Genomic DNA, 26,881 nt, shown 5'->3' with positions numbered 1-26,881 from the left:
AGCCACCTCCCTTCAAACTACAACATGCCATCGGTCACGAATTTTCGTTATCCAATCCTCACAACTCATTTGCTCTGAGAAGGGAATCGCCGCTTTTATCCTGGTAAATTTGCGTCGTACGTAGTATCCCTGCCCAGGAGGCAGGACTTTTAGGCCACCAGCAGCGGCATTCGCTTCTGAATAAGGGATACGAAAGAACGATAAATCATTCGAATCCAGTGTTCCAAAAAGCATACCGCTTTGGCTTGCTTTGACATCATTAAACCAGTCCACACCAAAGGTAGGAAAATCAGCTGGCACACCCGATAGCACGACATGCACATTGCGATCACGTCCCAACCGTACAATGGCGGAAAGCTGATCCTTTATCATAAAATCGTTCAGTTGCTTGCTTAACATATCCGCATCATCAATGACCAGGAGCAGTTCGGGATCATTTCCATCCTTGCTCCGTTGTTGAACGATATCATGCACCTGTTGTACCAGAGGTCCCATTTCTTCCTCGCTTTCGGCAGCAACCTTGACATGAGGAAGATGCCGTAATCGGGATAGTCCCCCACCTCCATAGCGTGTATCGATCGTATAGACTTGCATTTGATCTGGCGAGGTGTAATAAGCGAGCGATATAATCCAACTCATCAGGAAGGAGGTTTTTCCACCCTCCATTGGACTACCTACGATAAAATTAGGCCCTTCTTTTAAATTTAGGAGAAAAGGCTCAAGATCGTCACTCTGTAGGCCTACAGGTACTTCGTAAGGAAGCGCACCTGATGGTCCACTCGTCCGATCCCACTGCTGAAGCAGTTCCAGCAACGGAATCCGCTCAGGCAATGGGAGAATGGCCGGTGCGTGCTTACCCTTCCATCCCTGCGCAATACCAGCGATATTGCGACGTAGTTGTGCTGATCGTTCCGCTTCATCTTCTCCTGGTGAAGGCAGTGCCGTCTGGAACTCCAGCGGAGGAACATGCCCTTTAACCAGAGCCCGGCCCGGAATTAAAGGTCCTGGTGTTTTGGCCGGTCGTCCTACCGCATAATAGTAGTCACTAGGATCAGCCAATTCGAAAGAAACAGCATTAGGTATGTTACTGCGGAACTTCTCAAACACATCGGTAATCCGGTTCGCTGTAATGATGAAGGTGATGCCTAGACTGCCTCCTTCACGCAAGAGTGATTCCAGCAGTTCATTTTCATCCGGATACGCATTACGAAAATTAAGATATCCATCAATAACTACGACAATTTGCGGCACATCTTCAACAGCAGAACGTCGAAAAGAACTTATTGTTTTGACGCCAGCCTCAGAAAGCATTTCCTTGCGTAGGGCCACCATCTTGAACAAATAGCGGAACAACCGTTTAATCCGGTCATCCTCCTCTGCCATCATAACAGCACCGATTTGTGGAAGCTCTCCAAAGTCGCGCATGGTTCGACCCATGTCAATGATATAACCGTTCCAATGATTCACAGCGTAACGCTGTGCCGTGGACATCAGCAACGTATGCAAAAAGGTCGTTTTCCCCATGCCCGGCATGCCATACACAGCCCAATGACCATGATCCAGCGACGCATACATCGGCTCCTGGCGTTGATTCGGCAAATCATCGACCAGCCCAATAAGAGACTTCAGCTCCAACGATGATGATGTACTATCTATTTCGGTACATTGCGGTAGATTAGTTAAATCCAACATTTCTGGCAGCGGCGGAAGCCACGGTCCCTGAAGACGTTCGATTCCTGCCTTAGCTGCTTCTTTTGCAATATAATCAATAAATACTTGAAGCTGTTTAGGAGCTTCTTCTCCTTTTAAGCCTGAGCTTGCCCGTTCTCCGCCCGTCAATAGCGCTTCACGTTTGCCGTTCAGTCTCACTTCATGAACAGGTAAGGCAGAAGAAATGTCTCTGTTGCCTATATACGGCGCACCGCTCCAAGCAAATTGCATTTCTTCAAACACTTCGTCGCTACCCACTTGAAAATATCCTCGTCCCGGCTTCGTTATCCACGCGGCATTCGGTATTTTCAACATATCACGGCTATCACCTTCGCTTTGCACCCGCAAGCAGATGCGGAACCTGGAGTTACTCCAAATCTTATCATCGACAACACCTGCCGGCTTTTGAGTCGCCAAAATCAGATGGACACCTAATGTCCGCCCAATCGCGGCAATGCTGATTAGCTCGTCCATAAACTCTGGCTGATCCCGCTTTAACTGTGCAAATTCATCAATAATAATAACCAGATGAGGCAGCGGTTGTTCCTGCCGCTGCCGGAGTAGTCTGTAATATTCATCAATATGCTGTAAATTGCCTGCATCGTTCAATATCTTTTGTCGACGAACCAGTTCTGCTTTAAGAGATATTTTAGCACGTTCAATCAAATTATTGTCCAGGTTCGTGATTGTACCCACAACATGCGGCAAGTTAACGAACGTGTTGGACATGCCTCCACCCTTGTAATCGATCAGCATAAAAGCAAGATCATGTGGGTGAAACTCAGCAGCGAGCGAGGCTACGATAGACTGGATAACCTCACTTTTCCCTGAACCTGTCGTACCAGCGATCAAGCCATGGGGCCCATGCCCTTGACGCTCTATTTTATCATGCAAGTTAATCATAATCTTTTTGCCGCCTGCCCGCACGCCCATCGGCACAGGTAATGTATCAGGATGGCGGTTACGTCGCCACCGGTCTGCCACATCCAGTTCTTCCACACTTGCTACACTCATCATATCAAAAAGAGGCAGAACAGCGGGAATATCAGAAGCCGAAGAACGCTTCAAGCGAATAGGCGCCATGTACCGCGCCAGTGCATCGGCTTCCTCTTTGGACAAACGATCCGGTTTAAAACTTTGCTGTTCAACCTCCGCCGATTCTGATTTAAGGGCGTATACACCTTGTTCCTTGGAAGCTTCCACGATCAGCTGACACTGCATTGGCAAAGCTTCTTTACGAGAAGCCAGCACAATTGTACACGCATCTATGGCTCGACCGTCCTCCAGCAACAACGGCAACAAAGGTTCTTCCTCAATCAGTTGGGTGTCAGATAAAACAATCACATAACACGGGGCTTCCATCCCTTTGCCCTGACGTTCATTGCGATTATTTTTTCGACGGTTCAATCTAGCAAACAGAAAGTCAGCTAATTGATGGGCGCTACTACTGCGGTCTGACATCATTCTCTGGATTCGGTCATCATCCCATACATGTGGGAGCCAGCGCATCCAAGTCCATTCACTTTCCTCTCGCTCATCATAGAAGGAGGCGATTTTCACTTCATCTGGCGAATGACGAACCGTTACTTGTGCCAAGATGACTCTTAACGCAGCCAGGGTATGCTCCCGCTCGCCGACCAATCCGATCACTTTGGATTGAAACAGTGGCAATGTAATGGAAGCAGCGTCCACCAAACGAAATTCTTCTTCCAGTTCATCTGCAGCTCCCAACAAAGGATCTCGGTCATAACCGTCAGGTCGTGGGATTTGCAGTTTAATATGAAAGGGAACTTGTCCAGTCCCGATACGTACCTGCAAGAAATCTTCATCCTCCGGTGATCGTTCCCAAAGAGAACTGTTGCGGTTTTTTACGATTTGAGTGCATATTTGCGGATCACCGTGAATTTCATATAGCGTGCGAACTTGTTCTTCGCGTTTCATTTTGAGTTCTTCACGATGCTTTTGGAGCTGCTCCCGGTACATGCGGTCCCGTTCCTCCAACTTGCGCTTATATTCCTTCTTATTATTTAAATAGACGAAAAAAGGAATCGTATAAGATGTAAGCATCATGACCACCGTGACCATCTGGAACATCAAATAGTTACTGTTGCCCATCTTGCCTGTTCTGCTCATATATACATAAAAGCCTATAGTCACCAACGTCATCATTAACGGAATAAGTATAGATATAATAGAAAAAGACGGCTTGCTCGGCTCAGCCGGAGGCCGTAAAATCTCTAGCTTCTCCTCTCGGAGGGCCGGTCTTAATCTCGGGGATCGCTGGTATAATACATTCAAGACAAAAGTCCCCCTTTTCGCTTACTATTTCATTTTACCAAGGTTTCATATTATTTCATGTGTGTATTTACCCATTTTTTTCAGTTTGAAACAAAGAACGCCTTCCATATACAGGCGCCTCGTCCTGAGTTGTCGAAAAAGCTCGCTGAATGCGCACGGTGCAGCCTTCCCGTAAGCCTGCTCCTGTGAGTAGCTGGTTATCCTCCACTCTGAACCAAAGCCCTTCCGGGAACTTTGCTTCCATAATATATTGCATGCCTTCAGCCGGAGGCTCACCAAAAATACGCACACCCAGCATCAATTTTAAATGTTCTACCGAGTATTCATCTGCCACCTCAATATCAAACCACTCTGTTTCCTGTCGTCCTGAAAGCACGGTCAGGATCATCTGTCATCCCTCCCGATCCTTGATTTATACAGCAATACTCACGCAAAAAGCCTATTTCTACGGAAATATGGCTATCGTAACTGTAGCATCCGCCTATTAGACTGTCAATTTGTCACAAAATGCCCACGCTCAAAATAAAACGGTGACTATAGTCATACTTAAAATTAATAGTAGAGTCATATGAATCAAAAATAGGGATTTACAAATTTCATTTGCGTGCTTACGTCATTTTGTCGATTAGGTAGAACTAAATTCGATTGTTACCCAAATTGTTGTGAACACTTTGTAAATTTTTCAGACCTTTATGTTTTTATAAGGTGTTTTTAAGGTAATTTTAAGAAACGGGCACTACAATAAAGCCATGAAATAACTCAGGTGAGGTGATTTTTGTGAGAACATTAATTACATTTCAAAACAAACGTATTCCCGTATACTTCAATCAAGAAAATAAGCAACCGGTACAAAAAACCTTAAAACTTCTAAGTAATACTTTGGAGAACAAAATCTCCAGTGGCAAGCGTGCCCTTCAAAAATGTCTTAACTCTTTGATCAGTATAGAGATTGTCGGTTGTGAAGCCATCCTGCATAGCGTTAGTGAAAATGATTCATTGGCATTGTCCCTCTATTAAGAGGGACTTTTTTTTGTTTGCATTAGACACAAAAAAGAGAGGGGCATTTCAGCACCCTCTCCATATCAGCGGTTACGAAACATGCTACATGTGACTTACCGCAGCCTATGCATTTGATCAGACTCTATTTATAGTATTCTGCGATAACCTTTTTTACCGCCTCGTTCCTTTTTCTGCGCCTTCTCAATTCGTATTCTAAACAGTTCTAGTAAATTAGCGCGTGTATGTTCTTCCCGGCAGTTGTCCAGCTTTTTTAAGATAAAACGGTCAATGGACATATGACTCAGGCTCCTTTACAGCAAGCTGCCCCTGCTTTTCAAGGGGATGATCCGGCTATCCATTTTTAACCATTCCATCTGTTGTTTAAACACGTACGATTTGACTAGGATAAAGCAGGCGGGATTACATACCCTTTAAATAGGGTAAATACATAAAGTTTCGAAAGTTTTATCAGTTTAGCCTGGAAGCTACGGACAAGGAGCGAGCAAAAACCATGAGTAAGCACATAATGACCAAAATAAGCTGGAACCTTTTATGTATGTTCTTCATCCTAACTATGCTGGCTGCATGCAGCAGGGAGAAAGCCTCAACTCGAAGTATGGCCCAACACGAAGCTGAAGCACGTGCCTATACCGTGACAGGTAATCCGAACCAAGCTGCATCATCCCTTGATGAACGAGCTGCCAACGATGCACCTGTCCACCAGCAAGGCAGCAGCTATGTCGAAATATCAGGTGACGTAAGTATAGATAAAAATACAGTGAAGGTTACAGGGCATTCCAATCTGCCGGCTGGAGCACGGATCAAAGGGAATCTTGCAGTCAAAAACTCTCTGTTAACCGGATATACGGACGAGACAACTATTCAAAAGGACGGAAGTTTTATACTCCAAGTGCACCGACCTGGTATACAGGGGAGTATGGATCTGACTGTTCTGTTCCGTCCAGATGACCAAGACAAAGAAATACGAAATCTGTATGGTAGTGGTGGCAACAAATTAGAAGGCCCTTATGTATATCAATACGAAGAAAACGAACAACTTTTGCAAGAAATTCGGATAGGTGCTGAGTTTGATCCTGAACAAGACCGCCATGTCCCTCTAATTAAGCCTGTCTGGAACAAACCAAAGGACTACGGTAATCCTCAAGTGTGGATTAAGCCCGATGTGAGGCAAAAAGGAAATTATTATCACGTATATGCGCGCAGCAATTTGCTCGAGGGTTCGGACGTCAAGCTCACAATTGATTTTCCGGGACGATGGCAGTTTGGCTACGATGATCAAACCAAGGTCATGCCTGATGGTTCCTTCAGCATGAGGGTCAAAAAGCCGAGCCTTGCCAACCGCTACACCCTGGTCATAAGTTTCGAGCCGAACGAAGATATGTGGATCAACGCCAAACAGGCTTATGGTACAAAAGGAGAGCGTCTTGCGGGATCATTAGTTAAATCCGCAGACGACAAAAAGGGCTCCAAACGGATTGAAGCCCGTGTCCAAATTCAACCCAAATCGTACTAGGCAGCCAAAGGAATCCTATATCATCTAGCTGTTATGGCTGTATCGTGACCGGCGTCCCTATACTTACCTTCTCTTGAAGCTCCAGTACATCCTTATTATGCATTCGAATGCAGCCATGTGACACCAACTTGCCAATGGACCATGGCTCATTGGTGCCGTGAATGCCATAATGCGGCTTGGACAGCCCCATCCAGAACGCTCCGAAAGGACCGCCCGGATTGGGCTGTTTGTTAATAATCGTAAAATGCCCATGCGGTGTTTGTGTAGCCACCTTCCCAATACCGACTGGATAACTAAGAACGATCTGACTTCCATCTTTTAAATATAGACGACGATCCGATAAATCCACCACAATGCTGTAGTTCGGCATATGTTCACCCCTCTACACCATATGCCGACTACCACATAGATTTTCTTAAATTTCTACAAATGATGTTTCATGACAGCTCGCCTTACCACTCCACATCACGTCGCCAACCACCTCGCTGATCCCTGCGGCCCGGAGTTGTACTTGAACGGCTATCTTTTCTACGTCGGTCTGCTTCCTTGCGTGCCTGATATTCCAGTTCCCGCTGCATCTTGCGATAATTGTTCACTCTGGATTCAGATAATTCCCCTCTTTGGATAGCTTCCTCCACCGCACATCCAGCTTCTCCCTTATGCTTGCAATCGGCAAAACGGCATTGCTGAGCTGTTTCCATAATATCAGCAAAGGTATGAGCTACACCCGTGGAATCATCCCATAGATTAAGCTCGCGCATACCGGGTGTATCGAGCAGAACGGCTTGCTTTGCAATGGGAAAAAGCTGTCGGTGTGTGGTTGTATGCCTGCCTCGGCTGTCTTCCTCCCTCACATCCTGTGTCAGTTGAACTTCAGCCCCGGATAGCCAGTTCACTATTGTGGATTTGCCACTACCGGAAGAGCCAGTCAAAGCAACCGTACACCCAGGCTCAAGGAACGCCTCCAGCTGCTCTCTGCCTTCGTTCTGCAAAGCAGAAATTACGATAACGGGTACTCCAGGAGCAACTCCTTCCGCTTCTGCAACCCGCTGTTCGACATCTTCACAAAGGTCACTCTTACTCAACACGACAACCGGGTTTACTCCGCTATTCCAGGCCATGATTAAGTACCGTTCTAATCTGCGCATATTAAAATCATGATTCAGCGCATTAACAAGGAAAAGCGTATCTACATTGGTCGCGATCAGTTGCTCCTTCGTCTCAAAGCCTGCGGCCTGTCTAGATATTTGGCTTTTGCGTGGCAAGACAGCATGGATTACTGCATCCGATACTTCGTCCGACGTGGTGATGGCCACCCAATCCCCTACAGCCGGCATTTCCGCCGGGTCAACAATAGCATGTCTTAGCTTACCTGAAGCGGCTCCCCAGCGTTCCCCATCCATCGTAATAAGCTTCACCTTTTGTCCATAATCGGCAATCAAGCGGGCAGGGCGTATCTGCGTGTTTCCTGCTCGTTCCTCATAGTTTTGCTTCCATTGGTCCCACAAACCGTTCCAGTAATCAGACCAACCGTATTCATGTATACTCATTATTTTCCTCCTGAGATCATGTTTAATTTTTTTTGGTGTTACTCAATAGGTGTACATTTTTCTCTCCGCAAGCAAACAACGCAAAAAATCCGCAGGGAAACCCCTGCGGAAGGTATACAGCTCAAGCGATGTGATCCGTTCGTTCACTTATGCAAGCAGTCTTACACGGACTACTTTCGAAACCAACAACCGGATAACAAAACACTTGACCATAAAAAAATCCGCAGGGAATCACTCCCTGCGGATTTCGTTGGTTCTACTGTCCAACCAACTGCTGAGCTAAGACTATAGATCTAACAGTCTTTAGCCGTGCATCGTCCGTGCGGGAGACAAGTCATTCTGCTGCTGAACCCATTCACTCATGTTCGTACGCATATAACATCGCCTCCTCCTAAAATTTCCTTTATCATACAAGTCCATCAATTGTCTGTCAAGGCTGATTCTAAACATTTTAAACTATTTCAAGTTTTGTTTAACGTACCTGATCCCATCGTGTCCACATTTCACGCGGGTTCAATTCGTACATTTCTCGCTCCCTGTACATAAACTGATGCATGATCAGCTCACGCCGAATCGTCGCAAAATCCTCATGGTATTGCTTGATCCACTCGTTTAGTTCACGTTCAGGATAGATGCGCCCTGGCTCCAGCTTTTCGGCGAGCATCTGAAGTACGATCAATTTTTTCTTATACTGGGCAGGAATTTGACGCAACTTGCCGTCCTTGGCAAAAAAATTGCGTAAAACCGTTGCTTCCAGCGTTTCATTCAATTCGGACATATCTTCCTCTTCCTCTCCTTTTTCAAAAATAAAACGCACTGTCGCCTCGGCATGCTGCCGAATCAGCTCTGGGTTCAGTGTAAAATACACTGTGTTTTTATCACGGCGTTCCTTAATCAACCCGACCTCTCGGAGTTTGGAAGCATGATGCGTAACCGTAGGCTGTGACAGATTTAGCTTTTTCGCCAAAGCTTGACCATGCATCTCACCACGGGATAAAAGGAGTAATATTCGCATACGCGTTGGGTCCGCAAGTGCTTTATGATAATTGACCATTTTATCTAGTTGCACCGTAACTGCACCTCTTTTCATTACTACAGATTTGCTATGCAAGCAAATTCGCTTAATCTAAATAGATAATTATCTAATTATATATTTTTCAAATGTGTCTGTCAATTCTCCCTTCCATCATCTCTTTCTGAAAACGGCTGGATATTGTGCACACATTACGGTAGGATTATTATTTGAAAACTTCTCACACACTGAGCCATTTGCATCAATTCTGAGATCCGTTTGACGAAATAAACTAATACAACTGGAGGTTCATCCAAATGCACGACGTAATCATTATCGGTGGCGGACCTTGCGGACTATCCGCTGCAATCGAATGCAGCCGCAGAGGTTTGCGTACGATCATTATTGAAAAAAGCAACATCGTTCACTCCATTTTTCTGTATCCAACAAATATGCAGTTTTTTAGCACCGCTGAACTATTGGAAATCGGTGATGTTCCGTTCAGCACTCCCAATGACAAGCCTTTTCGTCATGAAGCACTTGCGTACTATCGCAAAGTAGCCTCACATTATAACCTGGACATTCAGCATTATGAGGAGGCTCAATCCATTCAGCGGCAGGAAGACGGTACATTTACCGTACATACTCTAAGCAAACGGGAAATAACCAAGAGCTATTCTTCACGCTATGTCGTCGTGGCTACGGGATATTTTGATCATCCGAACTATCTGGGCATTCCCGGGGAACAATTGGATAAAGTCACTCACTATTTCAGCGAAGCCCACCCCTATACAGGAACCCGGGTCGCAGTCATCGGCGGTAGTAACTCTGCGGTAGATGCTGCAATGGAATTGGTGCGGGTCGGGGCTACGATTGATATGGTTTATCGTCGTAATGAGTTGTCTCCATATATCAAACCGTGGGTTCGTCCATTGTTCGACAGTATGGTACAAAAAGGGAAGATCACGCTGCACTTAGGCGCACGCATTACTGAAATTCATCCAGACCATGTCATCGTCACTCCGATGAGCACAGAAGCATTCCAGCTCGAAAATGATTTTGTACTGGCACTGACTGGATTTCACCCAGAACGAAAACTACTGGAGTCTGTCGGCGTCCACATGGCTGAAGATCTGGACAAACCCGAATTTAATCCTGCCACGATGGAAACTAACATCCCAGGTATATATGTCGCCGGAGTTATCGCTTCAGGCAGCAATGCCAATGAAGTGTTTATCGAAACAGGTCGCTGGCACGGGCGTCAAATCGCCGAACATATCCAAAGTTAAACGATCGAAGGAGAACAACTGAATGGATTACAGCTCACTTATCCTACTGGTACTGGCTGGCCTTGGAATTATCAGTGGCAACTCAACCGTGACGATTGCTATGGTAGTACTACTACTGCTGCGGGTAACCAGCTTTCATACTGCTTTCCCCTGGCTTGAAAAGTATGGCTTGACGATCGGAATTATTATTTTGACGATTGGGGTCATGACCCCGCTAGCCAGCGGTAAAATCAGCATCAATCAGGTGACAGAGTCCTTCCTGCACTGGAAGTCCCTGCTCGCGATTGGTATCGGAATTCTGGTAGCCTACCTTGGCGGCCGCGGAGTAACTTTGATGTCCGGACAGCCTATTATTGTGACAGGTCTACTGATCGGGACCGTCATTGGCGTTGCCTTCTTTAAAGGGGTTCCTGTTGGACCTCTGATTGCTGCCGGGCTGCTCTCCTTATTAATCGGTCGCTCCTAAATTTCTAGACACAGGATTGAAAAGAGCCGTTCAACAAATATACAAATGAATGATGGCAATCTGCATATCTGGCTGAATTCAGTCCCGCTTTGTGTTATACTCAAATCGCATAATTTGGTAAATGCAGGAGGCTTGACCGATGTCTCGACAATTTGTAACGGAAGCTGTAATGGTGGCTATATATGGCCAGCTGCTTACATCTCCCGCCCCTGTGGAATATATAGTGCCTTACACATCACTGCTAGAGCTGTACGAATTCCAGGACAGTACAGAGCCTCTCATGGATAACCCTATGGACGATCAACATGTGAAGCGAAAGGTAAGTGAGCTGATCAGTTATTTTGAAGAACCGTTGAATCAGAAAAAAATTCGGCGTGCCCTTCAGATGCCTTGGGCGAAAAGCTTGCCAATCCTATTCGATGCCAATACATCACTCATTGTCATTAATGCTGTTGATACGGCGCATTACGGAGAATATTTTGATCCGATTGAAACCGAACTGGTGTTGACAGCTCAGCGTGAAGCATTACCCATCCTGACTGATCAACTGGACTGGATTCACCGCATTATCGAAGCTTCCGTACCTGTACATGTGTACGATATTGATGATTTTGATTTTGCAGTCGATGGTCCGATGTTTAACAACCCATAACAATACGGCATCCTGCCCTAACCACAATAAAGCGGCGGAGTATCATGTGCAGGTTCATCCCCTGCCACACGATACTCCGCCGCTTTTCATGCCATAAACCATTACTGGCATACTATTTTTAACGTGGAGGCATTAAGCTTGTTCATCCTTTTCATAGGTGTAAATAATGTCGTCATGTTCCTCCAAATACTTAACTTCCAGATGGTGGCCCTTCAGATACCAGTAATCCTGGTCCTCCATATAAAACGTAATGCCAGCCGCTTCATGCTGTAATGCAGGGTGCTGCGGAGGCTCTACGGCAATTCCCAGAGAAAAGCCTGGATGCAACCCACCGCCGGAACTATAGCGAACAAAAAAACGGATGGAATCTCCACGATTCAAACCGAGCTCCTTAATGTACCACTGTGCCGCAGGTTCAGTTACCTGTATGCTCATGCGTTATGCTCATCTCCTTGTACAATGACGTCCTGTTAACTATATCATAGCATCTTTTGGAATAACGACCAACCGTCTCTCCCCATGCGGCTTCCTGGACAAGTCATATACATTTTTTTGAAAAAGGTTTGACAATTCGTAAAAAAGGGTGTTAAGATTCAACCATACGAGATCCATTTTGAAATTTATTACCAATTTGAACGATAACTCATGTAAGAATAACCCAATTTTGAGGAAGAAAGGAGTGTTTCCGGTGCTAAAATTTATGATTGTATTTCACCCACATCTACAAACAAAACAACTTCATACCGGAGCATCTCCCCTGTCGCATCCTTAAGAATTGGGCCATTTCTGTTGTATGGTTTAATACGAGTGGCTGCCTGCGTTTGAGCAGTTTTTCAGTGGTGAGTGTGCTGAAAATACCTGCGCGCCATATGATATTGAGATTTAAGGCATATCGTCTGCGGACGGTATGCCTTTTTTGCGCCTGTTGCCGAATCGTACTTGTGGCAACAAGCCGCTGTTGTTTCTTCAAAATGGTACACAACTCTCGAATGAACTTGACATGAAAGGATGGGATTCCTCTTGTTCTCAGTACTCAAAAATTTAGGCTGGTTTTTTAAAAGAGAACGAAGCCGATACGCCATTGGATTGTTTTTGCTGATTGCGGTTGGCGTTTTGGAGCTTGCTCCACCTCGGCTGCTAGGCAGCGCCATTGATGAGATTGTACGCGGTTCGATTTCCTGGTCCTCGCTTTGGCGTTATATTTTGTACATCATAGGCATTCTTGCCGTCATCTACTACATTACGTACATATGGATGCACAAGCTGTTTGGTGGTGCTAATCTGGTGGAGCGCCTATTGCGCACACGTTTTATGAATCATCTGCTGCGGATGACCCCTCCATTTTTTGAACGCAATCGTACAGGCGATCTGATGGCTCGTGCCACGAATGATCTTCGATCTGTCGCAAGTACAGCAGGCTTCGGTATGTTGACATTAACGGACTCCACTGTCTACCTTACCGTTGTATTGGTTGCCATGGGCACCCTGATTAGCTGGAAGCTAACACTGGCGGCCATTCTGCCCCTTCCTTTTATTGCGCTGGCCATGAGTATTTACGGTAAAGCCGTACATGAGCGTTACACACTAGCACAAGATGCATTTGGCGATATGAACGACCAGGTGCTGGAGTCGGTGGCTGGTATCCGTGTCATTCGGGCTTATGTGCAAGAACGAATGGACGAAAAACGTTTTGCCGATATTACTGAGGATGTGTTTCGTAAAAACTTGGCAGTGGCCCGAATGGATGCTCTCTTTGAACCAACAATCCGTTTATGTGTAGGACTTAGTTACGTTATCGGACTCGGGTATGGTATTTATCTGGTATTTCATAACGATATCACGCTAGGCGAACTGGTATCTTTTAACATGTATCTAGGAATGATGATTTGGCCGATGTTTGCCATTGGCGAACTGATTAACATTATGCAGCGCGGTAGCGCTTCCCTGGACCGGGTCAATGAAACTCTCGATGTCCAGCCAGACGTTCAGGATGTAGCCCAACCTGTTCCAGTGGATCATCCCGAATCCATCACTATGAAAGACGTGACTTTTCGTTATCCTACCTCCACGGTTGACAATCTGTCACATGTTAATCTGGAGCTCAAACGTGGAGAAACACTAGGTGTCGTCGGTCGAACGGGCAGTGGAAAATCCACTTTGCTCAAACAGCTATTGCATGAATATCCGACTGGCAGTGGTGATATTTTAATCTCCGGCACTCGGCTGGAGGATATTGCAGCGGAACAATTACACAGCTGGATTGGCTACGTGCCGCAAGAACAAATTTTGTTCTCCAAATCGGTGCGCGAGAACATTCAGTTCGGAAAGCCTGGGGCCGATGATGATTACATCATGGAAGCGATTCGTACGGCCGCCTTTGATCAGGATCTGGGAACCCTGTCCGATGGGCTGGATACACTCGTCGGAGAAAAAGGCATCGCCCTGTCCGGCGGTCAGAAGCAGCGCGTTTCGCTTGCGCGCGCCTTTATCGGTGATCCGGATATTCTAGTACTCGACGATGCACTATCAGCAGTAGATGCCCGCACGGAAGCACGTATTATTGACAATATACGTCATAAACGCTCGGGTAAAACAACCTTGATCTCCACTCACCGTCTATCGGCTGTAGAGCATGCAGATCGGATCGTCGTGCTGGAGCAAGGACGTATTATTGAGGAAGGAACCCACAATGAGCTGCTTCAAGCTGACGGATGGTACCGACAACAATATGAACGGCAACAAGTGGAATCTGATCTGACCTCAGGGGAGGTATCCTAATGAAACCCAATATCGGCAAAAGGCTGTTCCAGTATGCACTGACGAGCAAAGCGGGTTTTATTGCCGCTCTCATCGCCCTGGCTATTGGAGTAGCCGCTGAGCTGGCCGGTCCCTTCATCGCCAAAACGATGATTGACGACCACATGCTCGCTATTGAAAAACCATTTTATGAAACGACTAGTGTGGACGGCACTATAAGTTATGCTGGAACCCATTTTAAACGTGAAGATCGCTTTGAGGCCGGGGAGACCAAAGGGCGCGAAGCGAGGATATTACAAGTCGGCAGATCTTTTGTATTTGTCGATGGTTCCGTCCAGGTAGCGGATGGTAACCGATCCTTTACGAACGGTACGCTGACCGTGACACGCGGCTCCGACACCTTTCGTTATAAAGCTAAGGCTCTAACGGCTGATGAACTGTATAGCTTTTACAAACCGGAAATGCCCGGCATTTTTCAGCTGATTGGGTGGTATTGCTTCTTTTTAGTCGTTTCGATTTTTGCCGAGTTCGGCAAAACATACTGGCTGCAATCCTCGGCGAACAAAGTCATTCAGAAGCTTCGGCTTGATCTCTATGCACACATTCAGCGCTTGCCAGTTTACTTTTTTGATAACTTACCCGCAGGCAAGGTCGTATCCCGTGTTACGAATGACACGGAGGCAGTCAAAGATTTGTTTGTGGCTGTACTCTCAAACTTCACTTCAGGGATTGTAACGATGACAGGGGTATATGTGGCACTCTTTCTACTGGATTTCAGACTGGGTCTTATCTCTCTATTTATTGTACCGTTGCTGATCTTATGGATTGTATTGTACCGCAAGGTTGCAACCCGCTATAACACGATCATCCGATCCAGGCTCAGCGAGATTAATGCGATTATTAATGAATCCATTCAGGGGATGTCCATTATTCGTGTATTCAGGCATCAGAAACAAACACAGCAAGAGTTTGAAGAGTTAAATGATGACTATATGAAGCATCAGAATAAAATGCTGAATTTGAACGCTTTTACTTCGCACAATTTGGTCAACGTGTTGAGAAACCTCGCCTTCGCTGTCGTGTTGTGGTATTTTGGATCTGCGGCGCTTGGTACTACAGGTAGTGCGATATCACTAGGGGTATTGTATGCCTTCGTCGATGTGCTGGGTCGATTGTTCCAACCTATAACGGGGATGGTCAACCAGCTCGCCGTACTGGATACTTCCATCGTATCCTCAGGACGCGTATTTGAATTGATGGACGAAACTGGAGAGCCGGTGACAGATGGTACGATGCCGCGTTACAAAGGCCAGGTAGAATTTAATGATGTTTCCTTTGCCTACAAAAAGGATGATGTGCTTAAGCATATTTCCTTTACAGCACAGCCCGGCCAAACGGTTGCTCTTGTCGGGCATACCGGATCAGGTAAGAGCTCGATTATCAACCTGCTATTCCGGTTCTATGATCCGCAAAAAGGAACGATCACCATTGACGGAACGCCTGTCAAAAGTATTCCTAAGCAATGGCTTCGCCATCATATGGGTATTGTGCTTCAAGACCCATATTTGTTCACAGGTACGGTAGCCTCTAATGTCAGTCTCGGAGATAGTAGAATTACGAGAGAGCAGGTGAATAAAGCGCTGAATGACGTTGGAGCCGACAAACTGCTAGCCCATTTGCCCCAAGGATTTGATGAGCCTGTTATTGAAAAAGGCAGCACCTTATCCGCCGGGCAACGTCAGCTTATTTCTTTCGCTCGCGCGTTAGCCTTTGATCCGGCCATTTTAATTCTGGATGAAGCTACCGCCAATATTGATACCGAAACGGAAGCGCTCATCCAATCTGCTCTTGAAGTGCTCAAAAAGGGACGTACGACCTTTATCATTGCCCACCGTTTGTCCACCATTCGTAGTGCAGACCAAATTTTGGTGCTGCATCGGGGTGAAATTGTTGAACGGGGTAGCCATGACGAGCTTATGGCCCAGGGTGGACGTTACTTCCAAATGTATCAGCTTCAGTCAGGAACGGTTGCAGCAGAATCTGCGTCTTCCTCAGCTACACCTTCTGCGCAAAATGACTTGCTTACAGGTAAAGTCGCATTTAAAGCTTAAATAATACTAGAGCCTGGGGATAACAATTAATATTTAGCATGAAAAAGCCAGCGGTCTCCATTCATATTGGGGACTCGCTGGCTTTATTTTATATATGACATATGGCTTATCTTTTTATTTAGCCACAGATGTGCCTGTTCCGGTAGGCGGAAGCACGGTTCCATCGACTGCTTTGAGCGTAACCTTATACTTACTGTCTACCAATGTACTGGTATGGGTATCCGTAATGACTTGAATGTTCATTTCACCCGGTTTTGGACTCGTCAGCTTGTAGTAAATGACTGCATTCGTTTCATCTACGTAGTCGATGTGATCCACTTCAATGCCATAACCCGGATTAGGTGCCTGCAGACGAGTGATGGTCACTTTGTTCTGCTGGTCATTCGCCTTCTCTATGCTCATACTAATATTGGTTTGTTGAGCCGGGTCTACAGGCTCAGCTGGATTTTCCGGAGTGGCTTGCACCGGTTTATGATTTTGTACAAACTCGGATGCATGATAGACCATTTCTGCTGCCTCCATCCGCGTTACTTTGCGATCCGGGTTAAAGTTACTCTTTTCATCCAATGTTGCAATTTTGGTCAACAAAAGAAATTGAACTGCTTCGTTCGACTCTTGGTCTAATTTTTTGCCATCTGCTACGTTAATAAGCATACGGACCGTTGGATATTCCCCCGTTGCACTCACTGCTTTATACAGAATATTCGCGAATTGCTCCCTAGTCATGCGGGTACTTGGATCAATATCCGGTGACAGAGGGATTTGGTGCTGGACTGCAATCCGATAGGAATCGGCATACCATGCGGAAGTCGGAATGTTTGCAAAGGAGCCCGTTGTAAAATCAGGCATAACCTGAAGATCCATCGCCCGAACAACCAAGTGTACTCCTTGTGCATACGTGAGCGTTTGATCCGGTGCAAACTTATCCTTGGTTATCCCTTGAATAATTCCTTTGTTCTGAAGTGAACTTACGATCTTCTCCTGCTCAGCTCCCTTTATATCACGAAAAGCAGAAGCCGACGTAGCCACAGCCAATGAACAGACGACAAGCAGCGCAGCTGCCACGCTTTTATTTTTGATCATGAGATACACCTCCATGTTTACTTTGCTTCTATACTTACGGACGCAATAAAACCATCAAATGTTTCAAATATGCACAAATTGGTTGCAAAACAATGGAATACCCTGCGATTAGTGTAACCCGTCTTGCTCTTTTCTGCTCACCATCTCCACACAAACCCAAAAGTGTCTATGATAGTTTTCCTTTTGCAGCGCCTTTTAGAGAAAAGAGCTGATTTGCAGTAATTTTAGCTAGCAAAAGCAGCAGTATACCTAACAAAAATACCCACTTGTGGTAGCTTACATCCGGTTAGGAGCTTTCAGTCCAAGAAGTCGCAGTGTACTTGCCAGCATATTTGCAGTCTGTTCCGCCAACTGAATGCGCCACTTTCCACCATCGACAATCCTTTCCTTAGCATAAAAACGGTTGAACGCCTGTGCCGTATCTAATGCAAATCTCGCAATAACCGAAGGTTCCAGTTGCTGAGCAGCACGTATCAGCTGCCCGTGATAGCGATCCAACTGCTTAAGCAAGGCCCAGCCTGCGTCACCCAGCATTTTATCCGAAACGATATTCCATTCAGGAGAATGCTCTTCTTGACCAAGGGTGTTGTTACTAGAATTAGAATCAACATCAGCGCGTGCGCGAGCTTTCTCCAGAAGACTGCGTATACGCGCATGGGTATACTGCACATAAGGGCCAGTCTCACCTTCGAAGGTCAATGCCTCCTCCAACGAAAAATCCACTTCATTCAGACGGTTATTTTTTAAATCGCCAAAAATAATTGCGCCGATGCCGACGTCTTCAGCTATTGCCTCTTGTTCCAGCAAATTGGGATTCTTCTCCGTAATAATGGCTTGAGCACGCGCTACAGCTTCATCCAGCACTTCCTCCAGTTTCACCACCTTGCCGCGTCTTGTGGACATTTTTTTGCCTGCAAACCGCATTAAACCAAACGGTACATGCTCACATTGCTCTGCCCATGCCTCCCCTGCATGCTTGAGCACCGCAAATACCTGTTGGAAATGTAACTTCTGTTCCCCGCCAACGACATACAGCAGCCGATCAGCCTTCATCACTTCATGACGATAAATCGCTGTTGCCAGATCACGGGTGGGATAAATGGTAGTCCCATCCTTCTTCAAAATAAGACACGGCGGCAGCTGCTCGTCTTCCAGACGAACCACAAGGGCTCCATCACTTTCCTCCAGCAATCCTTTTGCTCTTAATTGGGCAACAACTGCCTGCATTTTATCATTGTAAAAGCTTTCCCCCAACACATGGTCAAACGAAATGTTAAGGCGTTGGTACATACGATCAAATTCACCCAGACTGACTTCAACAAAAAACTCCCATAGTTGTTGAGCCTCAGTATCCCCGTGCTCCAAACGTCGGAACCACTCGCGGCCTTCATCCTCCAAAGACGGGTCATGCTCAGCCTCCTGATGAAAACGGACATATAGCTTCAATGATTCCCCGATCGGATCCTGTTGTAGCTGCTCTTCATTACCCCATCTTTTATAGGCCGCAATTTGCTTGCCAAATTGTGTTCCCCAATCCCCTAGATGATTCACACTAATCGGTACATATCCGGTTTCACCAAGTATGCGATACAAGGCGGCACCGATAACAGTAGAGCGAAGATGACCGATACCAAATGGTTTGGCAATATTGGGCGAGGACATATCAATTACTACTCGCTGTCCATGCCCAATATTGGGCTTGAGAAACTCAGTCTTGCTCAATTCAGCTAGCATCGGTGGAATATGAACAGATCGATCCAATGTAATATTTACATAGGCACCCGATGCTGTAGCGGTTAGACCCGCTTCATGGCTTACTAGCTCTGCCAATTCCATTGCAATATGCTGTGGAGACTTTCGAAATTTCTTAGCCAGCACAAAACAGGGAAACGCCACATCTCCCCATTCAGGCTGCGGAGGCACCTCGAATAAAGATAAAACTTCTTTCTCCTCCAAGCCCGTATGAGCTAAAATAGCTTGGGTAGCAATCATCAACAACATGTTCCTCTCTCCTTCTTTTTATAGGATCTAACAAAAAAAAGCCCTCGCCTCTTGATATAATCAAGAGACGAGAACTTCGATATCCCCGCGGTACCACTCTTTGTAAATCGGTTGTGTGGATAAAGCTAGCTTACACAAATCGCGATTTCACTCCATTGACAAATAACGGTGTCAGCCGGGTTGATCTACTAGAAGTTCTTATCGTTGGATCAACCGTCTCCCGGGTGCGCTTCACATCGGATTTCATACCGGCTTCCACCTCTTCCGGCTCGCTGTAATGATACGGTTCCGTTGCTACTCTCCCGTTCCTTGACGTTAATTCCCACCATTATACAAACCTATTTAGTAGAAAGCAACCTTTTATTCCCTCTTCAGGGACTAGTTCTGTATATGTAATTACACTGCCACCAATTGGCGACAAGCCTCAACACAATGACGGCAGGCCTCTGCACAATGTTTGCAATGATTATGGGAATGCTTGCTGCATTCAGCAGCACATACCTCACAGGCTTTGGCGCATAGCTCACAGATTTCCTCGGCAAAATCCGTTCCGCGCTGCAACATTTGAGCAGCAAACCCACATATCTCTGCGCATTCCCTACTCACTCGAATACATTCACGCAGCATAGCTAAATCATATTCCTTCAAACTTGCTACATAGCATACATTGCAAGCGTTCATACATTCCAGGCAAGCATCCACGCATTTTTGGTATGAATGATTCATAATACATTACCTCCCAGTTGTTGATCCTGCTGTACTATTACCCGCTGAGCCTTGAAATTAATCAATTGATGTTCGCGCTTTCAACAAAATAAACCCAGAAAATCCCGACTTATGTAAGGAAGTGTACTATATTCCAAGGTGCAAGCGCAAGGATATTAATCACATAACTTTTTATCCCTCGTTTCTGACTTGCATCCAGTCGGTCATTCCTCTATTGTAAAAAAAGAATATGCTTAACCATGAATCAAGGAGTGAACATTGTAATGAACATAACATCTGTAGAGGAGCACCGACGGGAGTCTCCGCAGCAGGTTAACTGCATGGTCGTGACCGTCTCTGATACACGAACCATGGAAACCGATACTGGGGGACGACTGCTCAAGGAACTACTAGAAACGAATGGGTATAAGGTTGTTCGATATGTTATCGTCAAAGACGACTATGAGGGTATCCGACAGTTGGTAACCGAAGCTGCAGCACATGAGGACATCGAGGCTGTACTTTTAACAGGTGGTACTGGCATTTCTCCGCGTGATACTACATATGAAGCCATCTCCTCTTTACTGGATAAGGAACTACCTGGCTTTGGTGAAATCTTCCGTTACTTAAGCTTTGCTGAGGACATTGGATCAGCAGCTATATTAAGCCGGGCTGTAGCGGGTACTGTGGGCCAGACAGCTGTGTTTTCTATGCCTGGCTCCCGCGGAGCCGTTCGTTTGGCAATGGAACGCATTATTGTCCCTGAACTGCGACATGTGATGAGAGAAATTTATAAATAAGCTCTTATTCCACACATGCGCCGACACAAAAAGGCACCCCATATGAATGAGGTGCCTTTTCACATTATTCTTTTTCTTCAACTTCGGGCTGCATGTAGCTATCAATCAGCTTTTGCTTCAGCTCCCATACCTTCTCGCTAAGATTAACACGATAAATTTCAGGATTCAGCTTCCGCAAATATTCTGGCCAAAACAGTTTCAACTGTGAAGCATGATAGGCACGAATTTCATCCAGTTCGGGAAGCTCGTATACCTTCTGTCCATTTATAAAAATAGGTTCAAGCATCGGTACAGCTTCGTAATTTTCAACATACTTCTTCATATATGGATGCAAAGGGTTAAACAGCTTCAGGCGCTTACCATTGCGCGGACGTTCTTCATCCGGGAAAGAAATGTAATCAGCTACAGCTCTCCCTTTCTTCTTATCCACAATGCGGTATACATCCTTTTTGCCTGGTGTAGATACTTTTTCCGGGTTACCCGAGATCTTAATCGTCGGCAGCATTTCACCGTCTACTTCCCGCTCAACCAGCTTGTACACTCCGCCTAATGAAGGTTGATCTGAAGCCGTAATCAGCTGTGTTCCTACACCCCATACATCAATACGTGCACCTTGGGCTTTTAGATTGAAAATCGTATTTTCATCCAAATCGTTGGAAGCAACAATTTGTACGTAATCCAAACCTTCGGCATCCAGCATTTCCCGGGCCTGAATAGATAGATAAGCCAAATCACCGCTATCCAAACGGATGGCATTCATACGCTTGCCTTGACTCTCCAGCATCTTTGCTGTCCGAATCGCATGAGGAACACCGCTCTCCAGCGTGTCAAAGGTATCTACCAGCAACGTAACCTGATCTGGCAAAACCTTCGCATACACGTCAAACGCCTCTTGCTCCGTCATAAAGGTTTGTACCCATGAATGGGCATGTGTTCCTTTTGTCGGAATCCCAAAATGTTCGCCTGCCAGCATATTAGAAGTCGCATCGAAACCTGCAACATAAGCTGCACGCGCTCCCCAAATGGCTGCATCTGCCTCCTGCGCACGCCGTGTACCAAATTCGAGCAGTGTATCGTCACTGGCCACCTGCTTGATACGCGATGCTTTTGTCGCAATGAGTGTCTGGTAATTCATAAAATTCAACAACGCCGTCTCGACAAGCTGCGTTTCCATAATTGTTCCTTCAACACGGACCAGAGGCTCATTTGGAAAAACAAGCGCCCCTTCTTTCATCGAATGGACCGTTCCGCCAAACTTAAACTGGCGCAATGCCTCCATGAACATGGGATCGTACTTTTCCTCCTGCTCTGACAGATAGCGAATGTCCTCTTCTGTAAACCGCAAATTTGAGATGTAATTCACAATGCGTTCCAGACCAGCGAACACGGCATATCCATTACCGAAAGGGAGCTTACGAAAATACGCCTCGAACACAGCTTTACGTTGGTGACTTCCGTTCACCCAATGGGCGTACATCATATTAATCTGATATTTATCTGTATGTAATGCGAGGCTCGTTGACTTCATCGTATCATCCTCTCTGACTGTCCCTGGTCCCTGGCTTGGTGACGGCATACCGTCTTATCTGCCCAGATTCAGCAATATCCGACTCCATTTTGTTATCGGACATTGGTGCACAATCATTCAGTTATTTTACTTCTTCTGGCGCAAAAGCGTATCTTCAGCCGACCACACCGTGGCTCCAAGACTTCCCTCAAAATGGCCCAAAGCCCAGTCATGTCCCGCCTGATTAAAGCTCGCCACAGCGTCCTTATATACGGTAATAGCAAAACCTTTGTTATAAGCATCTACAGCCGTATGCAGCACACAAATATCTGTACACACACCAATCAGATGTACTTCCAGAATCCCGCGTTCGCGCAACCTGAGTTCCAGATCTGTTCCAGCAAAAGCACTGTACCGTGTTTTATCCAACCAGTAGATACGATCACTTTGTTGCTCATATAGGCGATGAAGCTTACCATACAATTGTCGTCCATCGGTTCCACGTATATTATGTGGAGGAAACAGCTTACTCTCCGGGTGATAAGGGTCATTCTCCTCATGTAAATCAACAGCCATGACAACAAAGTCCCCTTGCTCTACATAGGCCTGCGTGATGGCTGTGATCCGTTCATCCAGCTCAATCGCAGGTTGCCCCACAGGCAGACTACCGTCCACAAAATCTTTCGTGTAATCAATAACAATCAGTGCTTTCATCGTACAGTCAGCTCCTTATCATCAAAGTGAGATTGCACGCTCTATGCGTAACCTATCCCAATAAACGTTACGTATAGATAGATAAACGCGGTACTCTATCACTAAAGCGATACAACTGGGCCGGTCTTTGTGAATATTGATTGGAACTCAGCGGTTTACCATTCTCATCCCGAACCTCTTCCAGTATTCCCTGTCTGCTACGAGTCGATGTTATTTTGCGAATAAAATTCGGCTCTTCGAAATCCGGTACGACGCTCTGAATCACCTGATACAATTCACCCAGTGTAAAATGTGGCGGTAAAAACTGCTTGGCTATCGTTGTCTGAAGCATCTGCAACTGAATCTTGCGATAAGCATCGACTATGATATCCCGGTGATCGAACGCCAGCTCCAACTCCTCCAACGCTTCTCTGATCGTAAATAACCCGACCTCAGAAGCATCATCAGCCGCCTGCCGCTGCTCTAGCATCCATTCCTCTACCAACGCAAAAAAAGCATGCGATATGATCCACCCGCGCGGATCACGGCCTGGTCCACTATATACGCCCAAATACTCCAGATGCCCGCCGTCTACACCGGTTTCCTCTAACAGTTCCCGCTTGGCCGCTCCATATATGGATTCATCTTCTTGACAAAACCCTCCAGGCAACGCCCAGCGTCCCGCAAACGGCCAACTCCGGCGCTTGATGAGCATCACTTTCAGCTCACGAATCGGCAATGTCTTTGTTACCGTCTTGCGCTCACGCTTCGTTAAAGTAAACATTACGATATCCGCCGGAGCACCATCCGGGGTACGGTATTTCTTAATGTTATAAGACGCCTTCTGCGCCTCTTCGTTTATACGATTGCTATCCATTGGCATCACCATATTATATCGTTTTGATAAATTCATTATGACATAATAAAAATTTTTGTCAAGCGTTAGGCCTTGCCTGAGTCACTTGCTTGTTGACGCAACACTCGGAACGTTGCTGTAGCTGTACAACCGAGTGTACCTTCGCTATCCCTTACTTCTGCCTCGGTGGTTATAGTGCGGCCTCCCTGATGAATAATCCGTGCTTTAACCTCCAGTCGTCCTTGTCCCATGGCTGACAAGAAATGAACATTCAGGTTCGTTGTTACACATGGATCCATATTTCTTGAAGCCATACTGACCATCCCCATCGCCTGATCCATCAATGAAGTGAGCACCCCCCCATGTACAATCCCCATCACATTGGTATGATGTTGTTTGGCCTCCAAAGCGATATGTGCCTCGTTAGCATCAGCTGTGATCAGCTCACATCCTAAATACTCCCAAAAGGTATTATCTTCATCCTCTAGCATCTTACGCAACTTATCCATTCCCTCTCTTCCATCCCTTCTATGCTGTCGCAATTCTCTTGACGTCCCATGAACATATACGATGACTAATTGCTTCCGAAAAAAAGGCGTGGAAGCTAAGCCTCCACACCACAAATCTTATTCTAGTCACTGCAATTAGAGGAGGAAGTGACCTTCCCCTCTTCTACGTTCACCTTTTCAGCAACCGTATCACGGATGGCCGTGATCACCATTTGCAGTAGCTCATTAATTTCCACCTGGCTCTGCTGAAACTCTGTTACAATTGGAATACCGTCAAGCTCTTCCTGTAGCTCCTGAAGTTCAGCCTCTATTTTAGCAATCATTTTTTGATTCTTTAAAGATTCAAATGCTACAATTTCCTTTTGCTTCTTCTTCATCGTTGCAATCAGTTGCTGGATGCGCTCATGGTCCTGAATCTTTTCTTCTGCTTTCCGGAACACCTGGACTTCCTCACTGCTGCCCAGAATACCCGCCAACTCTTTGGCCTTTGCCAATATCATATCGCGATTGACCAAATGATCATGCTGGCGCGCCGCCGATTGAAGTTCTGTTTGTTGCAACCGCTCCTCTGTCATTGTCCATCGCTCCTTTTCTCACTTAGATGGTCTTGCACGCAGCCTTTTATTCAAACCGCATGCAGCCCGCTAGACTATTCTTTTTATCCGTTAACCGCTACTGGCGTTTGAACCAAGTCACCTTTAATGTAGAAGGTCATAGGTTCTGTAATTTTAACTTGGACAAAGGAACCAATCAGATCCTTCGATCCTTCAAAATGAACCAGCTTATTGGAACGAGTCCGACCAGCAAGCACGTTGCTGTCATTTTTGCTCTCGCCTTCCACCAGCACTTCCACCACTTCGCCACGCAATCGACTATTAAAGCGAAGGCTGTTTTGATTCACAGCAATGTTCAGACGCCGGAGACGCTCTTTTTTTACCGACATAGGCACATTATCTTCCATCGAAGCCGCTGGTGTGCCTTCACGTGGTGAATAAATAAATGTGTAGGCAAAGTCATAGCCCACTTCACGCACCAAAGATAGAGTATCTTCGAACTGTTCGTCTGTTTCACCCGGGAAACCGACGATAATATCCGTTGTCAGAGAAGCATGCGGAACAGCTGCTTTTATCTTCGCGGCCAGTTCCAGAACACGCTCACGAGTATATTTTCGGTTCATTTTCTTCAATATATCCGTATTACCGGATTGTACAGGCAAATGAATATGCTCCACCAGATTGCCACCCTTACCAAGGACTTCAACCAAATGGTCGTCAAAGTCACGCGGATGAGAGGTCGTAAAACGTACACGCGGAATATTGATTTTGCGCATATCATCCATCAGATCTCCGAATCTGTAATTCATATCCTTCAAATCCTTGCCATAGGCATTGACATTCTGACCCAACAAGGTAATCTCTTTAAATCCTTGACGGGCCAAATCCCGTACCTCAGCAATAACATCCTCTGGTCGGCGACTTCTTTCCTTACCACGTGTGAAGGGAACGATGCAATAGGTGCAAAACTTATCACAGCCGTACATGATGTTTACCCAAGCCCGCATACCCTCGCGCTTCTTCGGCAGGTTTTCGATAATGTCGCCCTCCTTGGACCACACTTCGACCACCATTTCTTTGCTAAAGAGTGCTTCCTTAACGAGCTGAGGCAAACGGTGAATATTATGGGTACCAAAGATCATATCGACAAAACCATGTTTTTGCATAATGCGGTTCACGACATTCTCTTCCTGCGACATGCAGCCACACACTCCGAGCAAAAGTCCTGGCTTTTCTGTTTTGAGATGCTTGAGGTGACCCAGCTCACCAAACACTTTATCTTCCGCATTTTCACGGATAGCGCAGGTGTTCAGTAAAATGATGTCTGCTTCCTTCCGATCCTCGGTTGCCTGGTAGCCCATTTGCTCCAGCAAACCTTTGATTGTTTCGGAATCATGTTCATTCATCTGGCAACCGAATGTATATACAATATAATGCTTGCCCTCACCGATATGCTTTAGCTCATCCGGGACTGCGTTATCATACAATACCTGTACGTCCTCTTTACCACGCTGCTTTTCTTTTCTATGGTTCGGCTCCGCCATAATGTTGATTTCACGTCCGCGAATGCGAATCTTTTTGCTATGCTCATCTTCAGAAATAATCTTCGCATCCGAGAAATCAAAATATTGGGAGTAATCTTTTGTTTCCTTAGCCATTTGCTGGTCACTCCTTACACCATCTATTTCACGAGCTAATTTGTGATTTACTGTATCTTTAGGCATTGGTTATTTTATTTAAGCTCCAAAAAACCTTTGAAAAAGGCATTACACTAAATTATAGCATGATTTATAGG

General features: G+C 45.9%; 24 protein-coding genes and 1 other annotated feature. Of the genes, 8 read left to right on the top strand and 16 right to left on the bottom strand.

Going from position 1 to position 26,881, the window contains the following annotated elements:
* Nucleotides 1–12: 12 nt before the first annotated feature.
* Complete coding sequence (gene essC, locus MMB75_RS11215; protein WP_025364680.1) at nt 13–4,008, bottom strand: type VII secretion protein EssC; 3,996 nt, start codon at nt 4,006–4,008, stop codon at nt 13–15.
* Nucleotides 4,009–4,075: 67 nt separating this feature from the next.
* Nucleotides 4,076–4,396, bottom strand: coding sequence for a hypothetical protein (locus MMB75_RS11210; protein ID WP_013370783.1), 321 nt, complete (start codon nt 4,394–4,396; stop codon nt 4,076–4,078).
* Between the two features lie 389 nt (nt 4,397–4,785).
* Between MMB75_RS11210 and MMB75_RS11205 the strand changes: the two genes are divergently transcribed.
* A complete protein-coding gene (locus MMB75_RS11205) occupies nt 4,786–5,025 on the top strand; it encodes a hypothetical protein (RefSeq protein WP_013370782.1) in 240 nt (79 codons plus the stop codon).
* A 128-nt stretch (nt 5,026–5,153) separates the two neighbouring features.
* Here the strand turns inward: MMB75_RS11205 and MMB75_RS11200 are convergent, their stop codons facing one another.
* Entirely contained in the window at nt 5,154–5,303 is a 150-nt protein-coding gene (locus tag MMB75_RS11200) for a hypothetical protein (RefSeq protein WP_016821028.1), read from the bottom strand.
* 215 nt (nt 5,304–5,518) lie between these two features.
* Here MMB75_RS11200 and MMB75_RS11195 point away from each other — a divergent pair, with 215 nt between their 5' ends.
* On the top strand, nt 5,519–6,541 hold the full coding sequence (locus MMB75_RS11195) for a flagellar motor protein MotB (protein ID WP_230681838.1): 1,023 nt from the start codon (nt 5,519–5,521) through the stop codon (nt 6,539–6,541).
* 31 nt (nt 6,542–6,572) lie between these two features.
* Here the strand turns inward: MMB75_RS11195 and MMB75_RS11190 are convergent, their stop codons facing one another.
* From MMB75_RS11190 to MMB75_RS11180, 3 genes are all read right to left on the bottom strand, one after another.
* The gene (locus tag MMB75_RS11190) at nt 6,573–6,911 is read right to left on the bottom strand and encodes a L,D-transpeptidase (RefSeq protein ID WP_016821026.1); all 339 of its coding nucleotides are present in this window, start codon (nt 6,909–6,911) and stop codon (nt 6,573–6,575) included.
* An 82-nt stretch (nt 6,912–6,993) separates the two neighbouring features.
* Nucleotides 6,994–8,091: a ribosome small subunit-dependent GTPase A gene (gene rsgA / locus MMB75_RS11185; RefSeq protein ID WP_025364678.1), complete on the bottom strand. Its 1,098-nt coding sequence runs from the start codon at nt 8,089–8,091 to the stop codon at nt 6,994–6,996.
* A gap of 472 nt (nt 8,092–8,563) precedes the next feature.
* On the bottom strand, nt 8,564–9,160 hold the full coding sequence (locus MMB75_RS11180; protein WP_013370777.1) for a DUF2087 domain-containing protein: 597 nt from the start codon (nt 9,158–9,160) through the stop codon (nt 8,564–8,566).
* Nucleotides 9,161–9,420: 260 nt separating this feature from the next.
* On the opposite strand from MMB75_RS11180, the gene MMB75_RS11175 reads away from it, so the two are divergent.
* From MMB75_RS11175 to MMB75_RS11165, 3 genes are all read left to right on the top strand, one after another.
* The gene (locus MMB75_RS11175) at nt 9,421–10,392 is read left to right on the top strand and encodes a YpdA family putative bacillithiol disulfide reductase (protein WP_025364677.1); all 972 of its coding nucleotides are present in this window, start codon (nt 9,421–9,423) and stop codon (nt 10,390–10,392) included.
* 22 nt (nt 10,393–10,414) lie between these two features.
* The gene (locus MMB75_RS11170) at nt 10,415–10,858 is read left to right on the top strand and encodes a DUF441 domain-containing protein (protein WP_013370775.1); all 444 of its coding nucleotides are present in this window, start codon (nt 10,415–10,417) and stop codon (nt 10,856–10,858) included.
* 139 nt (nt 10,859–10,997) lie between these two features.
* Entirely contained in the window at nt 10,998–11,510 is a 513-nt protein-coding gene (locus tag MMB75_RS11165) for a hypothetical protein (protein WP_013370774.1), read from the top strand.
* A gap of 132 nt (nt 11,511–11,642) precedes the next feature.
* Here MMB75_RS11165 and MMB75_RS11160 read toward each other — a convergent pair whose 3' ends face one another.
* A complete protein-coding gene (locus tag MMB75_RS11160; RefSeq protein WP_016821022.1) occupies nt 11,643–11,945 on the bottom strand; it encodes a HesB/YadR/YfhF family protein in 303 nt (100 codons plus the stop codon).
* A 585-nt stretch (nt 11,946–12,530) separates the two neighbouring features.
* Between MMB75_RS11160 and MMB75_RS11155 the strand changes: the two genes are divergently transcribed.
* Both MMB75_RS11155 and MMB75_RS11150 read left to right on the top strand, forming a co-directional pair.
* A complete protein-coding gene (locus MMB75_RS11155; RefSeq protein WP_025364676.1) occupies nt 12,531–14,288 on the top strand; it encodes an ABC transporter ATP-binding protein in 1,758 nt (585 codons plus the stop codon).
* Complete coding sequence (locus tag MMB75_RS11150) at nt 14,288–16,378, top strand: ABC transporter ATP-binding protein (RefSeq protein ID WP_045243839.1); 2,091 nt, start codon at nt 14,288–14,290, stop codon at nt 16,376–16,378. Before MMB75_RS11155 ends, MMB75_RS11150 begins: the two co-directional genes overlap by 1 nt.
* Nucleotides 16,379–16,492: 114 nt before the next feature.
* On the opposite strand, the gene MMB75_RS11145 is transcribed toward MMB75_RS11150, so the two are convergent.
* From MMB75_RS11145 to MMB75_RS11135, 3 genes are all read right to left on the bottom strand, one after another.
* Nucleotides 16,493–17,461 carry an S-layer homology domain-containing protein gene (locus MMB75_RS11145; protein ID WP_045243840.1) on the bottom strand — a complete coding sequence of 323 codons (969 nt, stop codon included), beginning with the start codon at nt 17,459–17,461 and terminating at the stop codon, nt 16,493–16,495.
* Between the two features lie 276 nt (nt 17,462–17,737).
* Entirely contained in the window at nt 17,738–19,462 is a 1,725-nt protein-coding gene (gene argS, locus MMB75_RS11140) for an arginine--tRNA ligase (RefSeq protein WP_045243841.1), read from the bottom strand.
* Nucleotides 19,463–19,522: 60 nt separating this feature from the next.
* Nucleotides 19,523–19,781: a binding site (T-box leader), on the bottom strand.
* Between the two features lie 77 nt (nt 19,782–19,858).
* Nucleotides 19,859–20,188: a four-helix bundle copper-binding protein gene (locus tag MMB75_RS11135; RefSeq protein ID WP_016821017.1), complete on the bottom strand. Its 330-nt coding sequence runs from the start codon at nt 20,186–20,188 to the stop codon at nt 19,859–19,861.
* Nucleotides 20,189–20,451: 263 nt separating this feature from the next.
* Here MMB75_RS11135 and MMB75_RS11130 point away from each other — a divergent pair, with 263 nt between their 5' ends.
* Nucleotides 20,452–20,967 (top strand): MogA/MoaB family molybdenum cofactor biosynthesis protein, encoded by a 516-nt coding sequence (locus MMB75_RS11130; RefSeq protein WP_016821016.1) that lies wholly within the window; start codon nt 20,452–20,454, stop codon nt 20,965–20,967.
* Between the two features lie 64 nt (nt 20,968–21,031).
* On the opposite strand, the gene MMB75_RS11125 is transcribed toward MMB75_RS11130, so the two are convergent.
* The 6 genes from MMB75_RS11125 to miaB form a co-directional block, all read right to left on the bottom strand.
* Nucleotides 21,032–22,495 (bottom strand): nicotinate phosphoribosyltransferase, encoded by a 1,464-nt coding sequence (locus tag MMB75_RS11125; protein WP_019687018.1) that lies wholly within the window; start codon nt 22,493–22,495, stop codon nt 21,032–21,034.
* A gap of 126 nt (nt 22,496–22,621) precedes the next feature.
* Nucleotides 22,622–23,188, bottom strand: a complete 567-nt coding sequence (locus MMB75_RS11120; protein ID WP_045243842.1) for a cysteine hydrolase family protein — start codon at nt 23,186–23,188, stop codon at nt 22,622–22,624.
* A 67-nt stretch (nt 23,189–23,255) separates the two neighbouring features.
* On the bottom strand, nt 23,256–24,044 hold the full coding sequence (locus MMB75_RS11115) for an NUDIX domain-containing protein (protein ID WP_013370763.1): 789 nt from the start codon (nt 24,042–24,044) through the stop codon (nt 23,256–23,258).
* A 65-nt stretch (nt 24,045–24,109) separates the two neighbouring features.
* Nucleotides 24,110–24,532 carry a PaaI family thioesterase gene (locus tag MMB75_RS11110; protein ID WP_045243843.1) on the bottom strand — a complete coding sequence of 141 codons (423 nt, stop codon included), beginning with the start codon at nt 24,530–24,532 and terminating at the stop codon, nt 24,110–24,112.
* Nucleotides 24,533–24,654: 122 nt separating this feature from the next.
* On the bottom strand, nt 24,655–25,107 hold the full coding sequence (locus MMB75_RS11105) for a YlbF/YmcA family competence regulator (protein WP_016821012.1): 453 nt from the start codon (nt 25,105–25,107) through the stop codon (nt 24,655–24,657).
* An 83-nt stretch (nt 25,108–25,190) separates the two neighbouring features.
* Nucleotides 25,191–26,744: a tRNA (N6-isopentenyl adenosine(37)-C2)-methylthiotransferase MiaB gene (gene miaB / locus MMB75_RS11100; protein WP_016821011.1), complete on the bottom strand. Its 1,554-nt coding sequence runs from the start codon at nt 26,742–26,744 to the stop codon at nt 25,191–25,193.
* Nucleotides 26,745–26,881 lie beyond the last annotated feature (137 nt).

Source organism: Paenibacillus sp. P2(2022) (assembly GCF_029522175.1).
Taxonomy (GTDB): Bacteria; Bacillota; Bacilli; order Paenibacillales; family Paenibacillaceae; genus Paenibacillus; species Paenibacillus polymyxa.
This window is presented reverse-complemented; position numbering and strand designations above follow the sequence as displayed.